The sequence below is a fragment of the Roseibium aquae genome, assembly GCF_008711285.1.
Classification (GTDB): domain Bacteria; phylum Pseudomonadota; class Alphaproteobacteria; order Rhizobiales; family Stappiaceae; genus Roseibium; species Roseibium aquae.
This window is the reverse complement of the sequence record NZ_VXDC01000018.1, coordinates 1-18346: the sequence shown is the minus strand read 5'-3', so window position 1 is coordinate 18346 and position 18346 is coordinate 1. Positions and strand designations below refer to the sequence as shown.

17 protein-coding genes and 2 pseudogenes are annotated in these 18346 nt (G+C 57.4%); 12 read left to right on the top strand and 7 right to left on the bottom strand.

What is annotated here, in order from left to right:
• Positions 1-115 precede the first annotated feature (115 nt).
• From F0184_RS20950 to F0184_RS18985, 4 genes and pseudogenes are all read left to right on the top strand, one after another.
• Positions 116-778: pseudogene (locus F0184_RS20950) on the top strand (exopolysaccharide biosynthesis protein).
• Between the two features lie 151 nt (positions 779-929).
• A complete protein-coding gene (locus tag F0184_RS18995) occupies positions 930-1127 on the top strand; it encodes a hypothetical protein (RefSeq protein WP_208998566.1) in 198 nt (65 codons plus the stop codon).
• A 318-nt stretch (positions 1128-1445) separates the two neighbouring features.
• Complete coding sequence (locus tag F0184_RS18990) at positions 1446-3707, top strand: EAL domain-containing protein (RefSeq protein WP_150497786.1); 2262 nt, start codon at positions 1446-1448, stop codon at positions 3705-3707.
• A gap of 173 nt (positions 3708-3880) precedes the next feature.
• Complete coding sequence (locus F0184_RS18985) at positions 3881-6940, top strand: chemotaxis protein CheB (protein ID WP_150497785.1); 3060 nt, start codon at positions 3881-3883, stop codon at positions 6938-6940.
• 305 nt (positions 6941-7245) lie between these two features.
• On the opposite strand, the gene F0184_RS18980 is transcribed toward F0184_RS18985, so the two are convergent.
• From F0184_RS18980 to F0184_RS18955, 6 genes are all read right to left on the bottom strand, one after another.
• Entirely contained in the window at positions 7246-7542 is a 297-nt protein-coding gene (locus F0184_RS18980) for a hypothetical protein (protein WP_150497784.1), read from the bottom strand.
• A 95-nt stretch (positions 7543-7637) separates the two neighbouring features.
• Positions 7638-8675: a protease modulator HflC gene (gene hflC, locus F0184_RS18975; RefSeq protein ID WP_150497783.1), complete on the bottom strand. Its 1038-nt coding sequence runs from the start codon at positions 8673-8675 to the stop codon at positions 7638-7640.
• Complete coding sequence (gene hflK / locus F0184_RS18970; protein WP_150497782.1) at positions 8672-9739, bottom strand: FtsH protease activity modulator HflK; 1068 nt, start codon at positions 9737-9739, stop codon at positions 8672-8674. Before hflK ends, hflC begins: the two co-directional genes overlap by 4 nt.
• Before the next feature lie 162 nt (positions 9740-9901).
• Positions 9902-10159, bottom strand: a complete 258-nt coding sequence (locus F0184_RS18965; protein ID WP_208998565.1) for a hypothetical protein — start codon at positions 10157-10159, stop codon at positions 9902-9904.
• A 139-nt stretch (positions 10160-10298) separates the two neighbouring features.
• Positions 10299-11105 (bottom strand): transglutaminase-like domain-containing protein, encoded by an 807-nt coding sequence (locus F0184_RS18960; RefSeq protein ID WP_208998570.1) that lies wholly within the window; start codon positions 11103-11105, stop codon positions 10299-10301.
• Positions 11106-11164: 59 nt separating this feature from the next.
• On the bottom strand, positions 11165-11509 hold the full coding sequence (locus F0184_RS18955; RefSeq protein WP_150497781.1) for a hypothetical protein: 345 nt from the start codon (positions 11507-11509) through the stop codon (positions 11165-11167).
• A 118-nt stretch (positions 11510-11627) separates the two neighbouring features.
• Here F0184_RS18955 and F0184_RS18950 point away from each other — a divergent pair, with 118 nt between their 5' ends.
• A complete protein-coding gene (locus F0184_RS18950; RefSeq protein ID WP_150497780.1) occupies positions 11628-11837 on the top strand; it encodes a hypothetical protein in 210 nt (69 codons plus the stop codon).
• Between the two features lie 290 nt (positions 11838-12127).
• On the opposite strand, the gene F0184_RS18945 is transcribed toward F0184_RS18950, so the two are convergent.
• On the bottom strand, positions 12128-12862 hold the full coding sequence (locus F0184_RS18945) for a Crp/Fnr family transcriptional regulator (protein WP_150497779.1): 735 nt from the start codon (positions 12860-12862) through the stop codon (positions 12128-12130).
• A gap of 152 nt (positions 12863-13014) precedes the next feature.
• On the opposite strand from F0184_RS18945, the gene F0184_RS18940 reads away from it, so the two are divergent.
• The 7 genes and pseudogenes from F0184_RS18940 to F0184_RS18910 all read left to right on the top strand — a co-directional run bounded on the left by F0184_RS18940 (position 13015) and on the right by F0184_RS18910 (position 18237).
• Entirely contained in the window at positions 13015-13254 is a 240-nt protein-coding gene (locus tag F0184_RS18940; RefSeq protein WP_150497778.1) for a hypothetical protein, read from the top strand.
• Positions 13255-13339: 85 nt separating this feature from the next.
• On the top strand, positions 13340-14695 hold the full coding sequence (nhaA, locus tag F0184_RS18935; protein ID WP_150497777.1) for a Na+/H+ antiporter NhaA: 1356 nt from the start codon (positions 13340-13342) through the stop codon (positions 14693-14695).
• Between the two features lie 364 nt (positions 14696-15059).
• Complete coding sequence (locus F0184_RS18930; protein ID WP_150497776.1) at positions 15060-15953, top strand: transglutaminase family protein; 894 nt, start codon at positions 15060-15062, stop codon at positions 15951-15953.
• A 438-nt stretch (positions 15954-16391) separates the two neighbouring features.
• On the top strand, positions 16392-16592 hold the full coding sequence (locus F0184_RS18925) for a hypothetical protein (protein WP_150497775.1): 201 nt from the start codon (positions 16392-16394) through the stop codon (positions 16590-16592).
• Between the two features lie 82 nt (positions 16593-16674).
• Positions 16675-16962, top strand: a pseudogene (locus F0184_RS18920) (SDR family oxidoreductase); the annotation flags it as partial.
• Positions 16963-17214: 252 nt separating this feature from the next.
• Positions 17215-17754: a hypothetical protein gene (locus tag F0184_RS18915; protein ID WP_188656283.1), complete on the top strand. Its 540-nt coding sequence runs from the start codon at positions 17215-17217 to the stop codon at positions 17752-17754.
• Positions 17755-17757: 3 nt separating this feature from the next.
• A complete protein-coding gene (locus F0184_RS18910) occupies positions 17758-18237 on the top strand; it encodes an HlyD family secretion protein (protein WP_188656282.1) in 480 nt (159 codons plus the stop codon).
• Positions 18238-18346: the final 109 nt, after the last annotated feature.

Here is an 18346-nt window from a genome sequence, read left to right as displayed (position 1 = left end):
AAAAATTGTCGGCGCTCTTCTTTCAGCGGATGGGGGCGCCTGGCGGCTCCGTAAACCGGGGGAACAGAGCGCCGTGCGGACCCATCCGCCATGGACTCTTTCCCCGGGGATCGCGATGACCGACCAGACTACGAGGTGGTCAGCCGACAGTGCTGAAGCCTGCAGCCCGCTGCGGCTGACCGAGATGCTTGCCCAGGTCTCGGACCAGACCCGCGGCGACCGTGCCTCTGTGCGCGCGCTCGTCGAGGCGTTCCGCTACCGCGCTTCGGGCGCCCTGCTGATTCTGTTCGCCGTGCCCAACGTCCTGCCGACGCCGCCGGGGAGCTCGGGCATCCTTGGCCTACCGCTGGTCATCGTCGCGTTTCAACTGATGGGCGGTCGTCCCTTGATGCTCCCTGACGTCGTCCTCGAGCGATCCGTTTCCAGCGACGGCTTCGGTCGCATGGTCGACCAGACGTTGCCCCGGCTGTAACGGGTCGAGAGACTGTTGCGCCCGAGGATGCCCGGGCTGAAGGGAGATACGGCAGAGCGGGTGATCGGTGCCTTCTGCCTCGCCCTGGCGGTCATCCAGATCCTGCCCATCCCTTTGGGAAACGTCCTGCCGGCGCTGGCGATCTCGATCATCGCACTCGGCATGATCGAACGCGACGGCGTTTGGGTCCTTGCGGGCTTCGCGGTCGGTGTTGCAGCGATGATCGTGGTCGGCGGCGTGATATGGGCCATGGCCCTCGCCACGCTGTTCTTCTTCGCCAGCATCGCGGGCCAGGAATTCCCATAAGGCATTGAAAACATTCATTTTGTTTTGGAGAACGTTGGATCCCGGCCCCATCCCCTCCGCCAACGCGACTCGGGTCCAACTAGTGGTTTGCTGCGCACTGCGTCACTAGTTCTCGATACGGCCGCTCTCCGAAAGAGGCGGTAAAATCGGCTTGGCTGGCATCGCGACACCAGGCGCGGTTAGCGTCGAGGTCGCGCAGAGCGTCCTGGCCGAGACCCAGACCGCGGTCCTGCCGCTCGTCCCTTATCTCGACACGCTCCGCTGGGGGGTCATTGCCGTCTCTCTCGGGGGGGGGGGCGCGGTCACGATCTATGCCCGGCTCGATGACTGGAAACGGGGGCAGCGGTGATCGGCGGGCTCTTGGCCACGCTCGCCGGCCCCGCATTTGTGCTCATGGCGCTCCGGGTCGCTATCACGGCTCTTGGCGGTTCTTGGTCGTCCGGCCGTCCCTTCGCCTTTCCGGTGAGCACAAAGGGCAAGGGCTGGGGGCAGGGCTTGGGGGCAGTGCCTGAAAGCCGTCAGCCAGTGCGCCAAAGCATCATTCTTCGCCATATTTGGGTTAGGTGAATCGCGAAAGTTGCAATAACGTCAAATCAGAACATGAAGAATCCGGGCCCCATTTGAACGAGGGCATTTGATGGTTTGATCGTCAGGGGGTCCACACCTTATGGCAACCACCAAAGGGGCTGAGGAAATCCGCGCAGAGATAGAAGAAATCACGCGGATTTACAGGGCATATGCTGACGAGGATGCGCGTTTCTCACGGCTCAAGGACATTTTTGATCAGACCCTCGCGGATCTGCAAATCCATCAAGAGGAACTCACAGCTCAGAACTCGGAACTTCAAGCTTCACAACAGGAAGCGGAAGCGCTCTACGCCTATCAGCGTGCGCTGTTCGACCAGTCGCCGACCGCCATGGTTCATATTGGCTATCCCGGCGACCTGGTGCGGTGTGCCAACAAGGCTGCCGCTTGCCTTTTTGGCTACTCCAGCCCCTCTCTCATGGAGGGGCGGAGTTTTCTATCCCGGTTCCATATGGACGACCATCCCGCTGTTCGCGAACACCTTCGGCAGGCCTTTCAAACCGGAGAGGTCGCGTCGCTGGAAACCCGCGTCTTTTCGATGGATAGAGGCGAACGGTATGTTGAGCTCGTCAGTGTCGCGGTAACGGAGCCCGCAACGAGCACTGGCTTGTGCCTGTCAAGCCTTATCGACATTACGGACCGGAAGAAGGCGGAGGAAAGTTCCCGCCTTGCCGAAAAGCTGTTCAACCGGTCTGCCGAGGGCATTGCGATCACCGATGCCAGAGGGCGAATCCTCACCGTCAACGAGGCGTTTACAGACATGACCGGCTATGGACTGGACGAGATTACCGGAAAGACAACCGCGATCCTCGACAGCGACCGTCAGGCGAGCGATCTGCGCGGACGCATCCGCCACGGTCTTGAAGCCGACGGATGGTGGCAGGGGCGTATCTGGCGCCGGCAAAAGGACGGTGAGGATCATTTGACCTGGTTGAATGTGACTGCCGTGAGAACGGACCGGGGGGTGATTGCCAATACGGTCTACATGCTGTCCGACATCAGGAGCGTCCGGACGGAAAAACGCCGCATAGAGTATTTCGCCACCCATGACGAACTGACCGATCTGGCAAACCGGGCGCATTTTACCGATCGTATCGGCAAAACGATCCGCGAATTAGACAGTGGGGCGAACCCGTCAGCCACGATCGCAGTTCTGTTCATGGATCTGGACAATTTCAAAAACATCAACGACACCCAGGGCCACGATGCAGGAGATTGTCTGCTCCAGGCCGTTGCCGGCCGTCTGCGCAGTGTCGTGCGCGAAGAACACACACTTGCCCGCTTTGGCGGCGACGAATTTACGCTGCTGATTGAACCCCCGGATGCCGAGGCGGCAGCGATCGAAGCGGCAAAGCGCATTCTGCTCGCCATGGCTCCGCCGTTCGAACTCGCCGGTCAAACGGTTTTTACAACCATGTCCGTCGGGATCAGCCTTTACCCCGGCGATGCCTCGGACGGTGAGAGCCTGTTGAAGCATTCGGATATCGCCATGTATCATGCGAAGGTACGCGGGAAAAACCAGTATCAATTCTATACCGAGGATCTGATGCAGGCTGCGCGGCGGCGCATGCGGTTGGAAAACGGCCTCAGGGCCGCGCTTGTGCAGAATGACTTCGATCTTGTGTTCCAGCCGATCGTCGATCTCAAGACGGGCCTTGTTCAGGGTGCTGAAGCGCTGTTGAGGCTGGAACTCGATAACGGTGAGGCGGTGTCTCCCGATGAATTCATTCCCATTGCAGAGCAAACGGGCTTGATCTCGGAAATCAGCAAATGGATGTGCGAGAAGGTGTTCCGGACCCTCTCGGACTGGAGCCGTCAAGGCATTTCGGTGCCGGATATCACCATCAACTTGTCCGGGCGCGACATCCAGGGGGATTTCGCATCAGTACATCTTGCGGCGCTCGCCCGCCAACATGGGGTGAATCCGGACAACGTGACGCTGGAACTGACCGAGGGCGTGCTGATGGACAACCAAAGCGCAGCTCTGGAGACGTTGAGTGATCTCCGCAAACTGGGGTTTGGAATTGCCATTGACGACTTCGGCTCTGGTTTCTCCTCGCTTGCCTACATGCGGATGTATCCGATCACCACGATCAAGATTGACCGGTCCTTCCTTCAAAACATGGATAAGGACGCCGCTGACATAATCATCCTTCAGGCAATCATCGATTTATCGAATCGCCTAGGGTTGCGGGTTATCTGCGAAGGCGTTGAAACCCCGGAGCAGGCCACGCGTCTTGCAGAATATGGATGCAGCTATGGGCAAGGCTTCTACTACCATAGGCCGATGCACCCGACCGACTTTATCTCGCTGATCACCGCGCAAAACAAAAACCAAAAATAGTGGCTGCAAAAAGCCGTTGTGCGTTCCGATCCCTTGTGGATTTGTGGCGTTCAAAGGCTAGATCGGCGAGTGTTCGATCGGAAGCGACTTCACGCGCAAAGCTGATCGCTTTTGAAGGGACCGAGCATCTTTTGGCGTTTCCAACAAAACGCCCGATGCTCTAGTGTGGCACGATGACGAATGAGAACTCGAACAAGGGCAGAGCTGGACAAAAGAAGACCCGGTCCAAGGTGGCGCGCAAGCCCCGCAAACCGAACGCAAACCGCCAGCTTCCCCATGCGGAAATGTCCTTGGATACGGATACACCAGCCCCTTCTTTGAACGCGGCCCCACCTGTTTGCCCGGTCGTCGGCGTCGGCGCATCCGCGCGCGGCCTGGAAGCGTTCAAGGGGCTTTTGCACGCGGTCCCGCCAACCAGCGGGCTTGCCTTCGTGCTGATCCAGCACCTGGATCCGGATCACGAGAGCATGATGGTCGAGCTCTTGTCGCGGACGACCGGCATGACCGTTCTGCAGATCACCGATGGCATGCCGGTGAAACCCGACCATGTCTACGTGATACCGCCCAAGGCCTTTGTCACGCTGCGCGGCCAGGCCCTTTATCTTGCTGCTCCACCCGAACCAAGAGGTCAGCGGATGCCGATTGACATATTCTTCCGCTCGCTGGCGGAGGACCGTGGCAAAGACGCGATCTGTATTGTCTTGTCGGGGACCGGAACCGATGGAACTCTTGGTCTTCAAGCGGTCAAGCAACAGGGGGGACGGGCGATCGTGCAGGATCCGGAGACCGCCGGCTATGACGGCATGCCGAAAAGCGCGATCGCGACCGGGCTGGTGGATGAAGTGTGCCCACCGGAAGACATGGCGCACTATCTTCTTGGCGGGTCCGAATCGCCTGGCTTGGACGCGATGCGAGCAACACTTCCCGTGGAAAGATCTATTGCGAAGCAGATAGACCCTGTGCTGGCCTTGCTTAAGGTGCGGCTGAATTTTGATTTTTCATACTACAAGAAGACCACTTTGGTCCGCCGAACCGAGCGCCGGATGGGCATTTTGAATATCTCGGATATGGCGGCGTATCTCAGAATTTTGCGCGAAAACGGTGACGAACTCAAAGCTCTGTTCAAGGACTTGTTGATCAGCGTGACCAGTTTTTTCCGCGATCCGGAGACCATGCGGGAACTGGCTGAAAAAGTCGTGCCGGAGCTTGTTGCCCGGGCGGCGGGCAACCACCCATTGCGGGTCTGGATTCCGGGCTGCGCGACCGGCGAAGAGGCCTATTCCATCGCCATCTTGTTCATGGAGGGCTTCCGGGCGGCTGGACAGAAACCCAACTTGCAGGTTTTTGCAACCGATGTCGACATGGACGCCCTCGAAGTCGGGCGTAACGGCATATACCCGGACGGCATCGTAGCAGATGTCACGCCCGAACGGCTGAACCGGTTCTTTACACGGGACGGACATACTTACCGTGTCAACAAGGAGTTGCGGGAAAACGTCGTTTTCGCAGCGCAGAACCTCATCGTTGATCCGCCGTTTTCCCGGATAGATCTGATTTCCTGCCGCAACCTTTTGATCTATCTGGAGCCGCAGATCCAGAAGAAGATCATTCCGCTGTTCAACTTTGCCCTTCGCAAGGATGGATATCTGTGCCTTGGAACATCGGAGACGGTCGGCCGTCACGGTGACCTGTTCCGGCAGCTTGGCAAAAAGGTCCGCATTTACAAGAAGACACGAGCCGCGGGGCCGAGCCTTCTTGCCTTCCCCGTTTCCTCCGCCGATGGGGTTTTCGGTTCTGCGCTTTCGCACGGCGAAGATCTGCAAAGTACGTCAGTTTCACATGAGGATCTGGTGCAAAGGACACTGCTCGATGTTTTTGCTCCAGCAGCGGTTCTCATCGACCAGAATATGACGGTTCAGTATTTTCACGGGCGGACACATGCTTATTTAAGCCAGCCAGCCGGTGAACCGACGCGTAACATTTTGGATCTGGCAGGTCCGGCGCTGCGGGGCAATATCCGGGCCCTGGTCAACAAGGCCGTCAAGTCCGGCGCGATTGCGGCCTCCGCCGGGGTCCGCCTGAGGCCGGATGCTGCTCCCGGAAAACGATTGAAGATCACCGCCATTCCTTTGCGAAGCAACGCTGAAGGCAGCCTAGTGATTACATTCGAGGATATCCCCGGCGTGGTCCCTGCGGTGCCGCTGTTCGAAGGCGAACCGATGGACGAGGATGGCGTGGTACAGCAGCTCGAATATGAGCTGAAAGCCACGCGTGAGGACCTCCAGAGTACGATTGAGGAGCTGGAAACGTCGAACGAGGAACTGAAGGCCTCCAATGAGGAGGTCATGTCCATGAACGAAGAACTTCAATCCACAAACGAGGAACTGGAAACCTCTAAGGAAGAATTGCAATCGGTTAATGAAGAGCTCAGCACGGTCAACGTGCAGCTTCAAGAAAAATTGAATGAGCTTGAGGCCACCAACAACGACTTTGCCAACCTTTTGGCCAGTACCGACATGGCAACAATCTTCCTGGATCTCGACTTGTGTATCAAACGCTTCACTCCGGCGACACAGCAATTGTTCAATGTTATTTCATCGGATATCGGTCGGCCTTTGACCGATATTTCAGTCAATGTCGACGATCCGGGGTTGGTTGTCGATATCGGCCGGGTTATGGACAAGCTGGCACCGATGGAACGGGAAGTCAGAGCCGTGGCTAATGGGATTGGTCAGGCTGAGTGGTATTGGCGCCGGGTGCTGCCATACCGAACCCATGACAACAAGATCGCCGGGACGGTGATTACATACGCCAAGATTACCGACCCGATCCGCTCCCGGGAAAACCTTGTCGCAAGTGAGGCCGGACTGCAGGCAGCCCAGCGGCTCGCGCGGCTGGGAAGCTGGAGTTACGATCTGGAGACGGATACCGCGCTGTTTTCGCCCGAACTCCGCCGGATCTTCGGTCTCCGATGGGATCAAACCGCCGGTGACATGGCGTCTATCCTGGCCGTAATCGAGCCGGATGATCGCAACCGACTGCGTGCGATCGCCGAGACGGCGTTGAACACAGGCGCACCCTGTGACACGGAGTTTTCGATCCGTTTGCCCAATGACACTGTCAAGGTCATCCATGCGTGCGTCGAAGCGGTGACAGCGACTGAAGGGCACGGCCGCCGGATTCGCGGCACGGTTCATGACATCACCGACAGGACGCGGCCCGACAAGCGTTGAGCCCGTGGCGGGCTAGTTCAACTTGCAAGACAAGGCAATTTCGTTTCTTTTGTCGCCGGACCGACACGCATCAGTTTGGGCCAGTGGGATCTTTGCGAGGCTGCGAAGCCTCCATCCCATGGAAGGCTTGAATTGTATCATTTCCGGACAAACACTGTTGCTTGTATTCGCGCGCTGATGGCCAGAGGGGTCGGTCCGCCGCCGGCGGGGATCAAAGCTCCTGAAAAACGCCAAAAAACTGGCAATATTTCTTGGAGGGTCGGCAAGGCCAAACTCCCATGCCCCGCGGACTGAAGAACAGCGCGTCAGAAGCAGCTCCTGAGCCGCACCAACCAAGTAGGCAGGAACCGAGCCTTCAAGACACCTGCATGCGCTGCTCTGCGTTCGCAATTGCGGAACTTTGCTCTTTGCATCTGGTCCAGTGTGTCTTTCAAAGTCATTCCCTGCATCAGATCGCCGCCGATTGTTGCTGGTCCTCCTGAAAAGACGTGGTAGATCGTCCAGGTCCCATCGGTCTCGATCCGCTTTCCATATTCGCTATGCATGGAATCCTGCGCGGGCGCTCCGCCCTCGTCACCCCATTTTTCCAGGGCACTTCTCATGACAATTTCGGCTTCCGGGGAAGACGTCGCCAAGGGAACAGCCCCGGATTTTTGCGGCTTTTGAAACTCCGCGCGATCTGCTGGGACCTGCTTTTTCATTGCTGACTGGTTGTTGTAAGGTCACGAACCATTCCGCCGCCGCTGTCCGGCCGGCTGCGGTCCTGTTTCCCCATGCCAACCTGCATACCCTTCAGGAACTTAAAAAGATCACTGTCCGTCGACAAGACGAGGGTCGTTCCGGTGGAGATCATATCCTTGTAAGCCTGCATGGTTCGGGTAAACTCATAGAAATCTGCGGACTGCACGGTCTTGTTGTAGGCTTGGGCATAGATATCGGCCGCAGTGGCATCGGCCACGCCGCGAATTTCTTCAACTTCGCGATAGGCTTCTGATTGGATCTTGTTCAGATCGCGCACTCGGTTGCCGCGAATGCGGGCGGCCTCACCATTTCCCTCGGAAAGAAACCGTTCGGCAATTTGCCGCCGCTCGGAGACCATCCGGTCGTAGATCTTCGGCCGGACGCTCTCATTGTAGTTTATCCGCTTGAACCGGATATCAAGCAGCGCAATTCCAAAGACGCGGACTTTCTCGGCTGCTGCGTCGAAAATCTCTTTTTCAACCAGCGCCCTGCCTTTCTGAATCGGGACAAGGGCGCCGATATCCTGCGCCAGTTCGTCATCTGTGAGAAGTGTATCCCGCAAGGGGGTGCGCCCTTTGGTCGTCCGGATGATCTCGATCAGTTCGTGCTTTGCAACGGCATTGCGTGTTTCGCTGCCCAAAATGTCATCGAGCCGGGATTGGGCGCTGCGTTCGTCACGAAGCCGGAGAAAGTACTGTAAGGGATCCGTGATCTTCCACCGCGCAAACAGATCGACGGAAATATAGAGCTTGTCCTTGGTGGGCATGTCGGAGGGATTGCCATCCCACTCCAGAACCCGGCGGTCGATCCGGTTGACGTCCTGGATGAAGGGCAGTTTCAGTTTGAGGCCGGACGTGGTCACGGGCTCGCCTACCGGCTTGCCGAACTGGGTGATGATCGCCTGTTCAGTCTCGCTAACTGTGTACACGGCGGTTGAGGCCGCTAGAACGGTTGCTCCGGCAATCCCAGCAAGAAGTACCCGTACGATCTTCATGGCTGGTTTTCCCTTTGCCGGTCGAGATTGAGAAGCGGAAGGATGCTGCCTGTGGTTCCATCAACGATGATTTTCGATTCGATACCGGGCATCACATCTTGCAGCGTTTCGATGTAGATCCGACGCCGGGTTACATCCGGTGCTTTCAGATATTCACTCAGCAGAGCGCTAAAGCGCGCGGCATCGCCTTCCGCCTCGTTGATCCGTTTCAGGCGATAACCGTCTGCTTCACGGATACGTTGGTCCTTTTCACCTTCTGCCAGGGGGATAACCTTGTTGTATTCCCTGCGGGCCTCGTTGATCAGGCGCTCCTTTTCCTGCTGGGCCTGATTGACCTCATTGAAAGAGGACTGAACAGGCTCGGGCGGATTGATGTTTTTTAGCTGCACCTGATCGATGCTTATGCCCATGGCATACTTCGTAGCCAAAGCTTGCATTTTAAAAAGCGCTTCGCTCTCGATTTCCTGCCGGCCGATGGTGATGACTTCATCAACAGTACGGTCGCCGACGACTTCGCGCATGACGGATTCAGAAACATATCTCAGCGTCGCGGCCGGTTCGCGGACTTCGAACAGGAATTTTACCGGATCGGAAATGCGATACTGAACCACCCATTCGACAAGGGCTGCGTTCAGGTCGCCCGTCACCATTTCGGTTTCACGCCGTCCGTCCGTCGGACTCTGATAGGGATCATTGCCACCTGGTGTGGTGAATCCGAATTCCTGTTTCAGTTGCCGCTTCACGGGCACGATTGTCGCTGTGTCGATGCCCATGGGAAATTTGAAATGCAGGCCCGGCGGCACGTCTGCGACATACTTGCCAAATCGCTGGATCACGGCAACGGAATCGCTCGGCACGGTGTAATAGGACGACCAGATCCCTATTCCAGCCACCGCAACGGTGGCGGCGATAAGTAGTCCCCGGACCGAAGGCGGCCCACCTGGAAACAATCCGCCAAACTGCTGCCGTCCCTTTTGCCAAAGGACATCCATGTCTGCTGACCGGTTTTGGGGGCCAGTTCCCCATGGCCCTGAAGTGTCCGGGCCCGAGATTTCTGAAATCATGGTGTTGCCTCTAGCCTGATGCCCGATACTCTGCTGCCCGAGTGGTAGCGCACCATGCCAACACAATCTGTGCCGGGCACAGCGCCAGGCACAGCAGTTTTCAGCAAGCCAGGCGCGTTCATATTCGTTCTTCCCGCGGCCAGAGTGCCGCCCCGCTTTTTGTCAAGGGTTCTGTGAGGAGCGATCGCGGGAGAGCACGGCCTCCAGATCGTCTCCGGAAATCTCGCGCATTTCAGTCCGGCCATGGCCGGTGACGATCAAGTAGGTTGCCGTCTTCCGGTAGGCGAGGAAACTCATGCTCTCGAGAAGTTCTTCTTCGACAATAATTTCGTAGTCTCCGGCAGGCAGGACTTCCGATTGCCCGTTAAGTGAAAACGGGTGGAAGAATTTTACCGTAGATCTTGTAGAACGGGCGCTCATTGTCGTGTCCACCCCCTTTTATTATGAAGTCATCTAAAAACTAGTCATTCTCTTATTCGAATATAAAGCAAATTAGAGAAGTGAGTGTTTGGTGAAATATAGGAAATTATAGAGGCCTGTGTGCTGATCGAGGTTAGTCTCATTTGGAAATATTGGTCCAGACCGTGAATTTTGTTAAAGAGTGGTCACCAAATGTCTGAATCAATGGAACATCGGCTGCATCGCGTCCGCGGCCTATCAGAAACCGTGCGATACGGCGCTGGTTGTTGCGCGGGTCGAAGACCCACCATCGGTTGGCCAGAAAGACTTCCATCCAGGCTGCAAAATCACCTGGGGGATGCGGTTCCGGCTCGCCGATATCACTCAGATATCCGGTGCAATACCGGGCCGGGATGTTCATGCAGCGGCAGAAGCTGATCGCAAGGTGGGTGAAGTCACGGCAAACACCATGCCCTTCAGCCAGCGTCTGGGACGCCGTACGGGTCGACTGAGCGTGCTCATATCCGAAGACCACATGCTGATGCACATAGTCACAAATGGCCTGTACCCTGGCCCAGCCAGTCTTTGAATTTCCAAACAGCCGCCAGGCTTCTTCCGACAGGAGATCCGTATCGCAATACCGGCTTCCCAATAAGAACACGAACGTGTCGGACGGGAGATCTTCAACAGCGTGCTGATAGGCGGCTGGAAAAACCGGATCCTTCTTTCCACTGTCCAAAAATACGCCGCGCGTCGCCAATGTGAAAGTGCCGGGCGGTGCCATCAACCTGGAACACCAATTTCCGAAGATATCCTGGTAACTCTGGATCTGTACGCAGGGAGACGTCGTCAAATAATCCAGCAGTTCTATGTCCTGATACCGTGTACCATCGACATTCAGCATAGCAACCAGCGGGGTGGATTTGGGAAACTCAAACTCAAGTCGGCAACCCAGACTGATCCGGATATCTCCTTGTGTTGCCCGCTTTGACTGTCTCACACTGACATCCGATGGAGGGTTTTTCCTCATCTGATCGAATGCGTGGCCAAAGCGGCTGCCGCCCAAGCATGTTCGGGTTTGTTGTGGTCTCCGAAAAAGGCGCGGTCCACCCGGATCTCCCAAATTCCGTTTCTTTCCCGGACCCGTACGCGATCCGTTTCACCTTTGGCAAAAGGGAGATGCGCTTTCTCGTGGACATCGTTTTCCGGCGAACGGTCCATGGTCGTTTTGGATGTTGAACTCTCCGGTTTTCCCGGACCGTCGAATTGCCCAAGGTTGAAACCCGGCCTGATGAATTCCTCGGCGTACTCGTCATCGTCTCGGTAGTCTTGTTCCCGCCGTGCCATGGACATGGTGTCGGCAAAACGCATCTTGAGATGCTCCACAAACCGTGGCTCGGAACAGGACATATAAGAGATCAGCGGTTGCAGAATTCGGTCTTGCGTCAGAACCCGCCTTTCGAGGTCGGTTGAATCCGTTTTGGAGTCGATGTCTTTCGCTCTTGTTTCCATGGCCGTGCTGCTCCTTTGCCTGTTGGAACGTGGATCGTTCAAAGTCCACGATCACTCGCTTCGACAGGCGGATGTGGAATTCGAAACGGACCAAGCACTGGCGAAGCCGAACCCGCTGCCTCGGCACGGGGAGAACCTGACACTGAAACCTGCGCTTGAGCCAATCGGGGGTGTCGAAGCACCTTGAGACAGCGAATAGAAATGTTCGAACCCTGATTGTTCGACGGATCCTACAGGCCGCTTTCAGGCAGTATCCTGATCGAGGTTAGTCCTTGGCGTCTTTTGCATTGGCCTGCAGCCGAAAGCGCTGCATGCAAGCTGCTTTGGTCGAGTGAGGCCGGAGGAATGACCGTCGGGGGTCCAGAACAATCGATCCGCCCAAGAGCGGAATTGTCCTCCGTTTCCGACGCATTTTGTTTCCGGCACATTCGGGTGAAGCATGACCTGGCCTTCGCTGGGTCGGCGCAGGCGCGCGGCCTATGTCAGCAAAGGGCCGGTCTGATCGAGATATTCGGGATCGAATTCTGCGAATTGAACCAGCCGGTCTCGATCGTCGAACATCACCTTGCCATTTCGAAACGTCACCAGCCCATTCTCACGCAGTTGCCGCAAAACGCGATTGACATGCACCGCGCTCAGTCCCAGTGCATCGGCGAGGTGGTACTGGGTCAGTGGACAATCATAGCCCGTTTTGCTGCCCATGCCGACCAGTGCAAGTCGCGCGCCAAGTTCGAGCAGAAAATGGGCCACACGGACGTCTGCATCGCGGCGCCCCAGATTGACGAGGTGTTCGACGACCATCGCCTCATCCCGTGACGCGGCCCACAGGACGGCAGTTGCGAGCCGCGCAGTTTGGGCAAAGGCGGCGAGCAGGTCACCCGCCGGTACCTCGGCTGCCTGAATATCGGTGATTGGCTCAAAACTGTGGTCCGATGTGCGCAACAGAACGCTGCGTAAGCCCAGAAAGTCGCCCGGGATCTGAAAATCAATGATCTGCCGTGATCCGTCCGGCTGGATCTTGTAGGAGCAAACCCAACCTTTGGCCAGTATATAGGCTGCCTGTTCCGACTGCCCCTGCTGCACAAGATCGCGCCCGGCAACGAAGGAACGCCCGCGCCGGTGCAAATGATGAAGTACGTTGAGCTCAGTGTCCGTCAAGACGACGAAATTGGACAGCTTGAGCACCAGCGGACTTTGTTCGACAGCGGTCAATGGCGGTTCTCCCCAGTGTGTGATCCGCTTCGCGAGACGTCTGGGTTGGCACTGCTTTCGATCAGTTCAGCATACCGGGTTTCTGTCATCATGCAGAAGTTTCTCGGGGTCGCACCGAAGCATGGGCCCTCATTCTTGAAAGGACTGCTCAAATGCCTGACCAACGGGACTATGCAGGAATGGCAGCACTTTCGATCTGTGAAGCCCTCTTGCTTGCAATGAACGACCGCAAAATTCTGCCCGAGCACGAGATCTTAGGTGTGTTGCGAGACGCTGCCGCAACCCATGAGAATGCCTCAGGTTCTGAAACGGATATGGAAACGCACCGGGCCGTTTCGGATCTGATCAACCGGATTATCTCCGGTGGCAACTCGGTGAGACGCGCGCCCTGAGATCGAACCGTGCCGAAAGCGATTTGGTTCTGCCACTTCAATAAGGCGCTAGTGCGCTTCACGGCACATGGGTATCGCAATTGTCATGACTGTCAAGAACAACACGAAACTGCCACGCGAAATCGCCGACAGGTTCACGAAACCCGTCGCAAGATTTCTCAAGATCGAATCCGCGGCCGGTGGACTGTTGCTCATGGCTGTTTTGGTAGCGCTTTTTTTGGCCAATTCAAATTGGGCGTCCACCTTCCTCGAATTCTGGGAGACACCGGTCGGTCTGAATTTCGGATCGTTGGATTTCACCCGCTCGTTGCGGCACTGGATCAACGACGGATTGATGACGTTCTTTTTCTTCGTGATATCACTCGAACTCAAACGGGAACTTGTCCTGGGAGAATTGAGAAAACCGAAACAAGCGGCCTTGCCGCTGGCTGCAGCTCTCGGGGGAATGATCGTTCCAGTCGCAATCTATTTGGCGTTGATCGCAGGACAGCCGGGCGCTCAGGGATGGGGAACGGTCATGGCGACCGACACGGCATTGGCGATCGGGTGCCTTGCGCTCTTCGGAAAGCGCATTCCGACCGCGCTTCGGTTGTTCTTGTTATCGCTGGCGATTTTCGACGATGTGGGGGCGATACTGGTGGTGGCTGTTTTTTACGGTGAGCCGTTGAACTGGGTCGTCATCGGGCTTGCAATTCTCGGTCTTGGATTGGTCGCTGGATTTGCACGGCTTGGAGTGCGGAGCATTCCAATGTATTTTTTGATTGGCGGCGCCGTCTGGTTGTGCATCGACGCATCTGGCATTCATGCGACTATTGCCGGGGTTGTTCTCGGACTGATGACACCAACCCAAGTCTGGGTGAGCGATACACGTCTGCGTGGAATCCTTGGGCGGGTGCTTGCCTATCCGGGAGGCGAGCACTGGAGCGGTGACACCCCGGACCGCCGTGATCTCCGTGAGGCCGGCCGGGCGGTTTCAGAGTCTCTTTCTCCGGTCGAGCGGCTCGAAATGACGCTGCATCCCTGGGTGGGATTTGTGGTGATGCCGGTGTTCGCACTTGCAAATGCAGGCGTCGCGATCGAGTTGGGCGATTTTGGCCAAAAAATCCCCATCGCCATTGTTGCCGGGCTCGTGCTCGGTAAGCCTCTCGGCGTTCTCGGTTTCAGCTGGTTGGCCGTCCGATCAGGCCTGGCGGTTAAGCCCCCAGATCTGTCGTGGCCGTTCTTGACGGCCGGCGCCTTTCTCGCCGGCATTGGCTTTACCATGTCACTATTTGTTGCCAGCCTGGCTTTTGATCCGACCACGCTGGGTGCGGCAAAGCTCGGAATCCTTGCGGGTTCCACAATTTCTGCGACGTTCGGCCTGTTTGCGTTATTGTGGCTCGCAACGCTTTCCGCAGGTCATTTAGCTGGAAAACAAGGGAAGTGTAATCATGGGGCATAACCAAGACCTGAGTCTTCAGTTGGGTCGCATGAACTCGATCGAGTGCAAGTAAGTCTGGGGTTTCATTGAAACTTCGTCCCGGACCCGCAAGATCCACAGTTGGGTGATGCCGAGTTTCCCGGCTATGGCAGAAACGCCCATCCCATGGGACAGACTGTCGAGAACCTTTTCTGTCGGTTGGTCGCCGAGGACCGTTGGTCGGCCGAGGGTCGGGCGCCCTGATCTGGTAGGTCTGAGGCTTGTGTGGGCGCTGCAAGGCCGCAGCCGATTGTGAAACGCCGTTCCTGTCCGCCCGAGCACATCTCGCTGCCGAGGATCCGCATCGACGTGCGTGCCCTCCACCTCGAACCATACTGGATCGCATTTGGCCTGTCTCGACATCTTTCACACTACAAGCTACCGGTACCGTCATGCGGTCGCTCTGGGGGCGCACAGGTTGATGCTGCGCCCGCGCGAAACGCGGGAATTACGGCTTTTTTCGCACGAACTTTCCATCACGCCGACGGCGACCGTAACCTGGGCTCATGATGTGGCTGGCAACGCGATCGCCACCGTCGTGTTTGACGGTCCGACAGATCATTTGATGATCGAGAGCCGCGCCAGCGTGGAACTGACCGCGCCAGCTTGGCCGGTCTTTGCTATCGCTGCCTCGGCCGCCCGCTTCCCTTTTGTCTATGACATTGACGAATGGTTGGATCTAGGGGCATTGACGGTACCGCAATACAGTGATGTCGATGGCCGCTTTTCCCAATGGGTCGAGCGCTTTGTCATGGCGCGCCCGACAGATACTCTGTCTCTGCTGAAGGACATCAGCAATGGCGTTTTCACACAGATTTCCTACCAGAGCCGCGACGACGAAGGCACCCAGTCGCCAATCGAGACGCTCGACCGGGGATGTGGCTCTTGCCGCGATTTCGCAGTCCTGCTTGCAGAGGCCGCCCGCCATCTTCGCCTGGGAGCCCGCATCGTTTCAGGCTATCTGTCCAATCCCGAAACAAGCCTCGCAGGTTCGGCTGGTTCAGGGTCTACACATGCCTGGGTCGAGATATTCATCCCCGGTGCTGGTTGGATTGCCTTCGATCCAACGAACCGGAGCGTCGGCTCAGGAAACTTGATACCGCTCGCCGTGGCCCGGAACATTGCGCAGGTCACGCCGGTGGCAGGCACGTTCCTTGGTTCGAACGTCGATCTGCTTTCAATGGAGGTACTGGTCAGAGTGGAGAATGCTTCGGCTGAAAACGATCCGCTCCTGGCGTAAAGAGGCGGAGCGGACATCGCGCTTGTCTGATGTGCCCCGGTAGCGCCGGTTTGCGGCGACCAGTTTAAATTATGTAATTCTCATAGCTTAACATATGGAGAACGTTCGGTCTCAGTCCCATTTGCTCCGCCACTTGCCTCAGAGAAAGAGTTCTCACGATCCGGCTGCAGCCGGATTTTTCCTTTGTTTTCGAGGGTTATGCGGGAGGGGCTGAGCACTGGCCCTACCTCAAGGCGAACGGCTGGGAGCGGTACCGAAGGCGCGACGAGGGCGGGCGCGAGGCGCCGCCGGAGTGGCGGTATCGGAAGAGTCAGGTTTAGCTGAAGCCGACGACGGTTAGCTCACGCATTTACGGTCTTTTTCAGTTTGTCCTGAAATCGAGGGAACGACCAAAGGCAAACTGGTCGCAGCTCTTCACACCCAGAGTATCGCACACGCTTGAGGTGGTACCCGAAAGGCTCCGGCCGCACGCGCCGGGACCCGGACCAGGTGAAGCGCGATGGCTGGCATGACGAGGGTCTGCTCGCCGTCTCCGTCCACGATCACCGCCTGACCTGGCCAGAGCGCGCGCTGGTCCGTCAGCTGGGGGAGAAGCTCTACGGAAAGCCGCCTGCGGTCCGGGAGGTGAGCCATGTCTGACTGGACCACCGCGCAGGTGCAGGACCGTCTCGAACTCGCGGCCGACGTTTTCGCGCAGCTGCCTGCGGTGAAGCCGCAGGGCTATGCGGCTTCGAAAGCCGGCGTGGTCGGCATGACCCTGCCGGTGGCGCGCGACCTGTCGAAATCGGGCATCCGCGTCATGACGATCGCGCCGGGGACGTTCGAGACGCCGATGCTGTTCGGCCTCTCGCAGGAAGTGCCGGACTCGCTCGGCCAGCAGGTGCCATTTCCCTCGCGCCTCGGCAAGGCGGCCGAATACGCGGCGCTGGTCAAGTCGATCTCCGAGATCGACATGCTGAACGGCGAGACCATCCGTCTTGACGGCGCGATCCGCATGGCGCCGAAGTAACAGGGCGACGTTGCGTGAGTACGCAAGGGCCATTCACTGCGGCCCTTTTGCATTTCCGCAAAGCCCCCATCGTGTCTGTCGAATCGTGTTCGGATAGACGCGCACGGCCGTAGCGGGAGCCAGCGAAAAAGATCCATTGTTCCAGCGCCAGATATTCGGATATGGTTGGGCGATTGCGGATTAGTTGATCGAATTTAGACTGTTGGGGCGCGCCTGCCGGGATGCGGCGCTTGCCTTGATCGGGGAGAAGTCATGGCTGGTGCGGCGCCTGCGGGCATGAACGAGCTTGCCCCTCATCACGTTCCCTTTTTCATACCGTCGGCGGACGGAACCGATCCGCTTATGACCGTCATGACGGTATTGCTTGTCGCCGGTGTGATCATGGTCGGCGTGTTCTATCTCTACCTGCATTCACTTCCCGAGCGCTTGGCGCACAAGCATGACCGCATGCAGTTCGAGGTTGTCGCGGTTCTTGGGTTGCTGGCGCTTTTCACACACAACAATTGGTTCTGGGTGGCGGCACTGCTTCTGGCGTTTGTCAAACTGCCGGATTTTTTGACACCGCTCGCCTCAATCGCCGAGTCGCTTGGCCGCATGGTCGGCCCTGTGACCGCTGGCCGTGACGGGCCGGCACTTGCTGACCGCTCGCCATCTGGTGGCGACACTCCTGACCAGGCGCAGCCCGCGGCTGACCCTCGCTCCTCTGACGGGCACAATCCCACGCCTGATGAAGAACTCGTGGTGGCATTGAACGAGATCGCCGAGCCTGAACGGCCGACGAACAAGGAGTGATCGATGTTTGAGCTGTTGTTCTGTTCAATGCTGACGATCCTGCCGGACTTTCTGTTCAGGCGATTTGTCCAGGGGAAAAGGATCGGCCGGGAGATAACCCTCTATTCGGTTTGGTACGAACTGCGATACGGCATCGTCACCTGCCTTATGCTGACTGTTTCCTTGATAACGCTGATCTTCTATTTCCACCCAACGGCCGTAAGCGCTGCGTCAACTTTCAGGACAGTGCCGATTCTGACTGAGGCCATTGGGCGCGTGGAGGAAGTCTATGTGGCCAACGAACTCGAAAGCGAAGTGAAGGCCGGTCAGCCGCTTCTGAAACTCGACAGCCGTACGCAGGAAGCGGCGTTGGCCACGGCAAGACAGCGGGTAGCGGAAATCGAGGCACAGATGAAACTGGCCGACAGCGAACTCGCCGTCGCCTCGGCACAGTTGCAACAGGCACAAGCGGCTCTGAAACAGGCAGTTGTTGATTTTCACTGAGAACTGACCCGGTATTTCCACCGAGAATTGACCCGCCTTTTGTGTATGGAACGGCGGTTACGCCGTGGTCAAGATTTTGGCTTCCTCCCTTCGTTGTCGGCCTGATTTG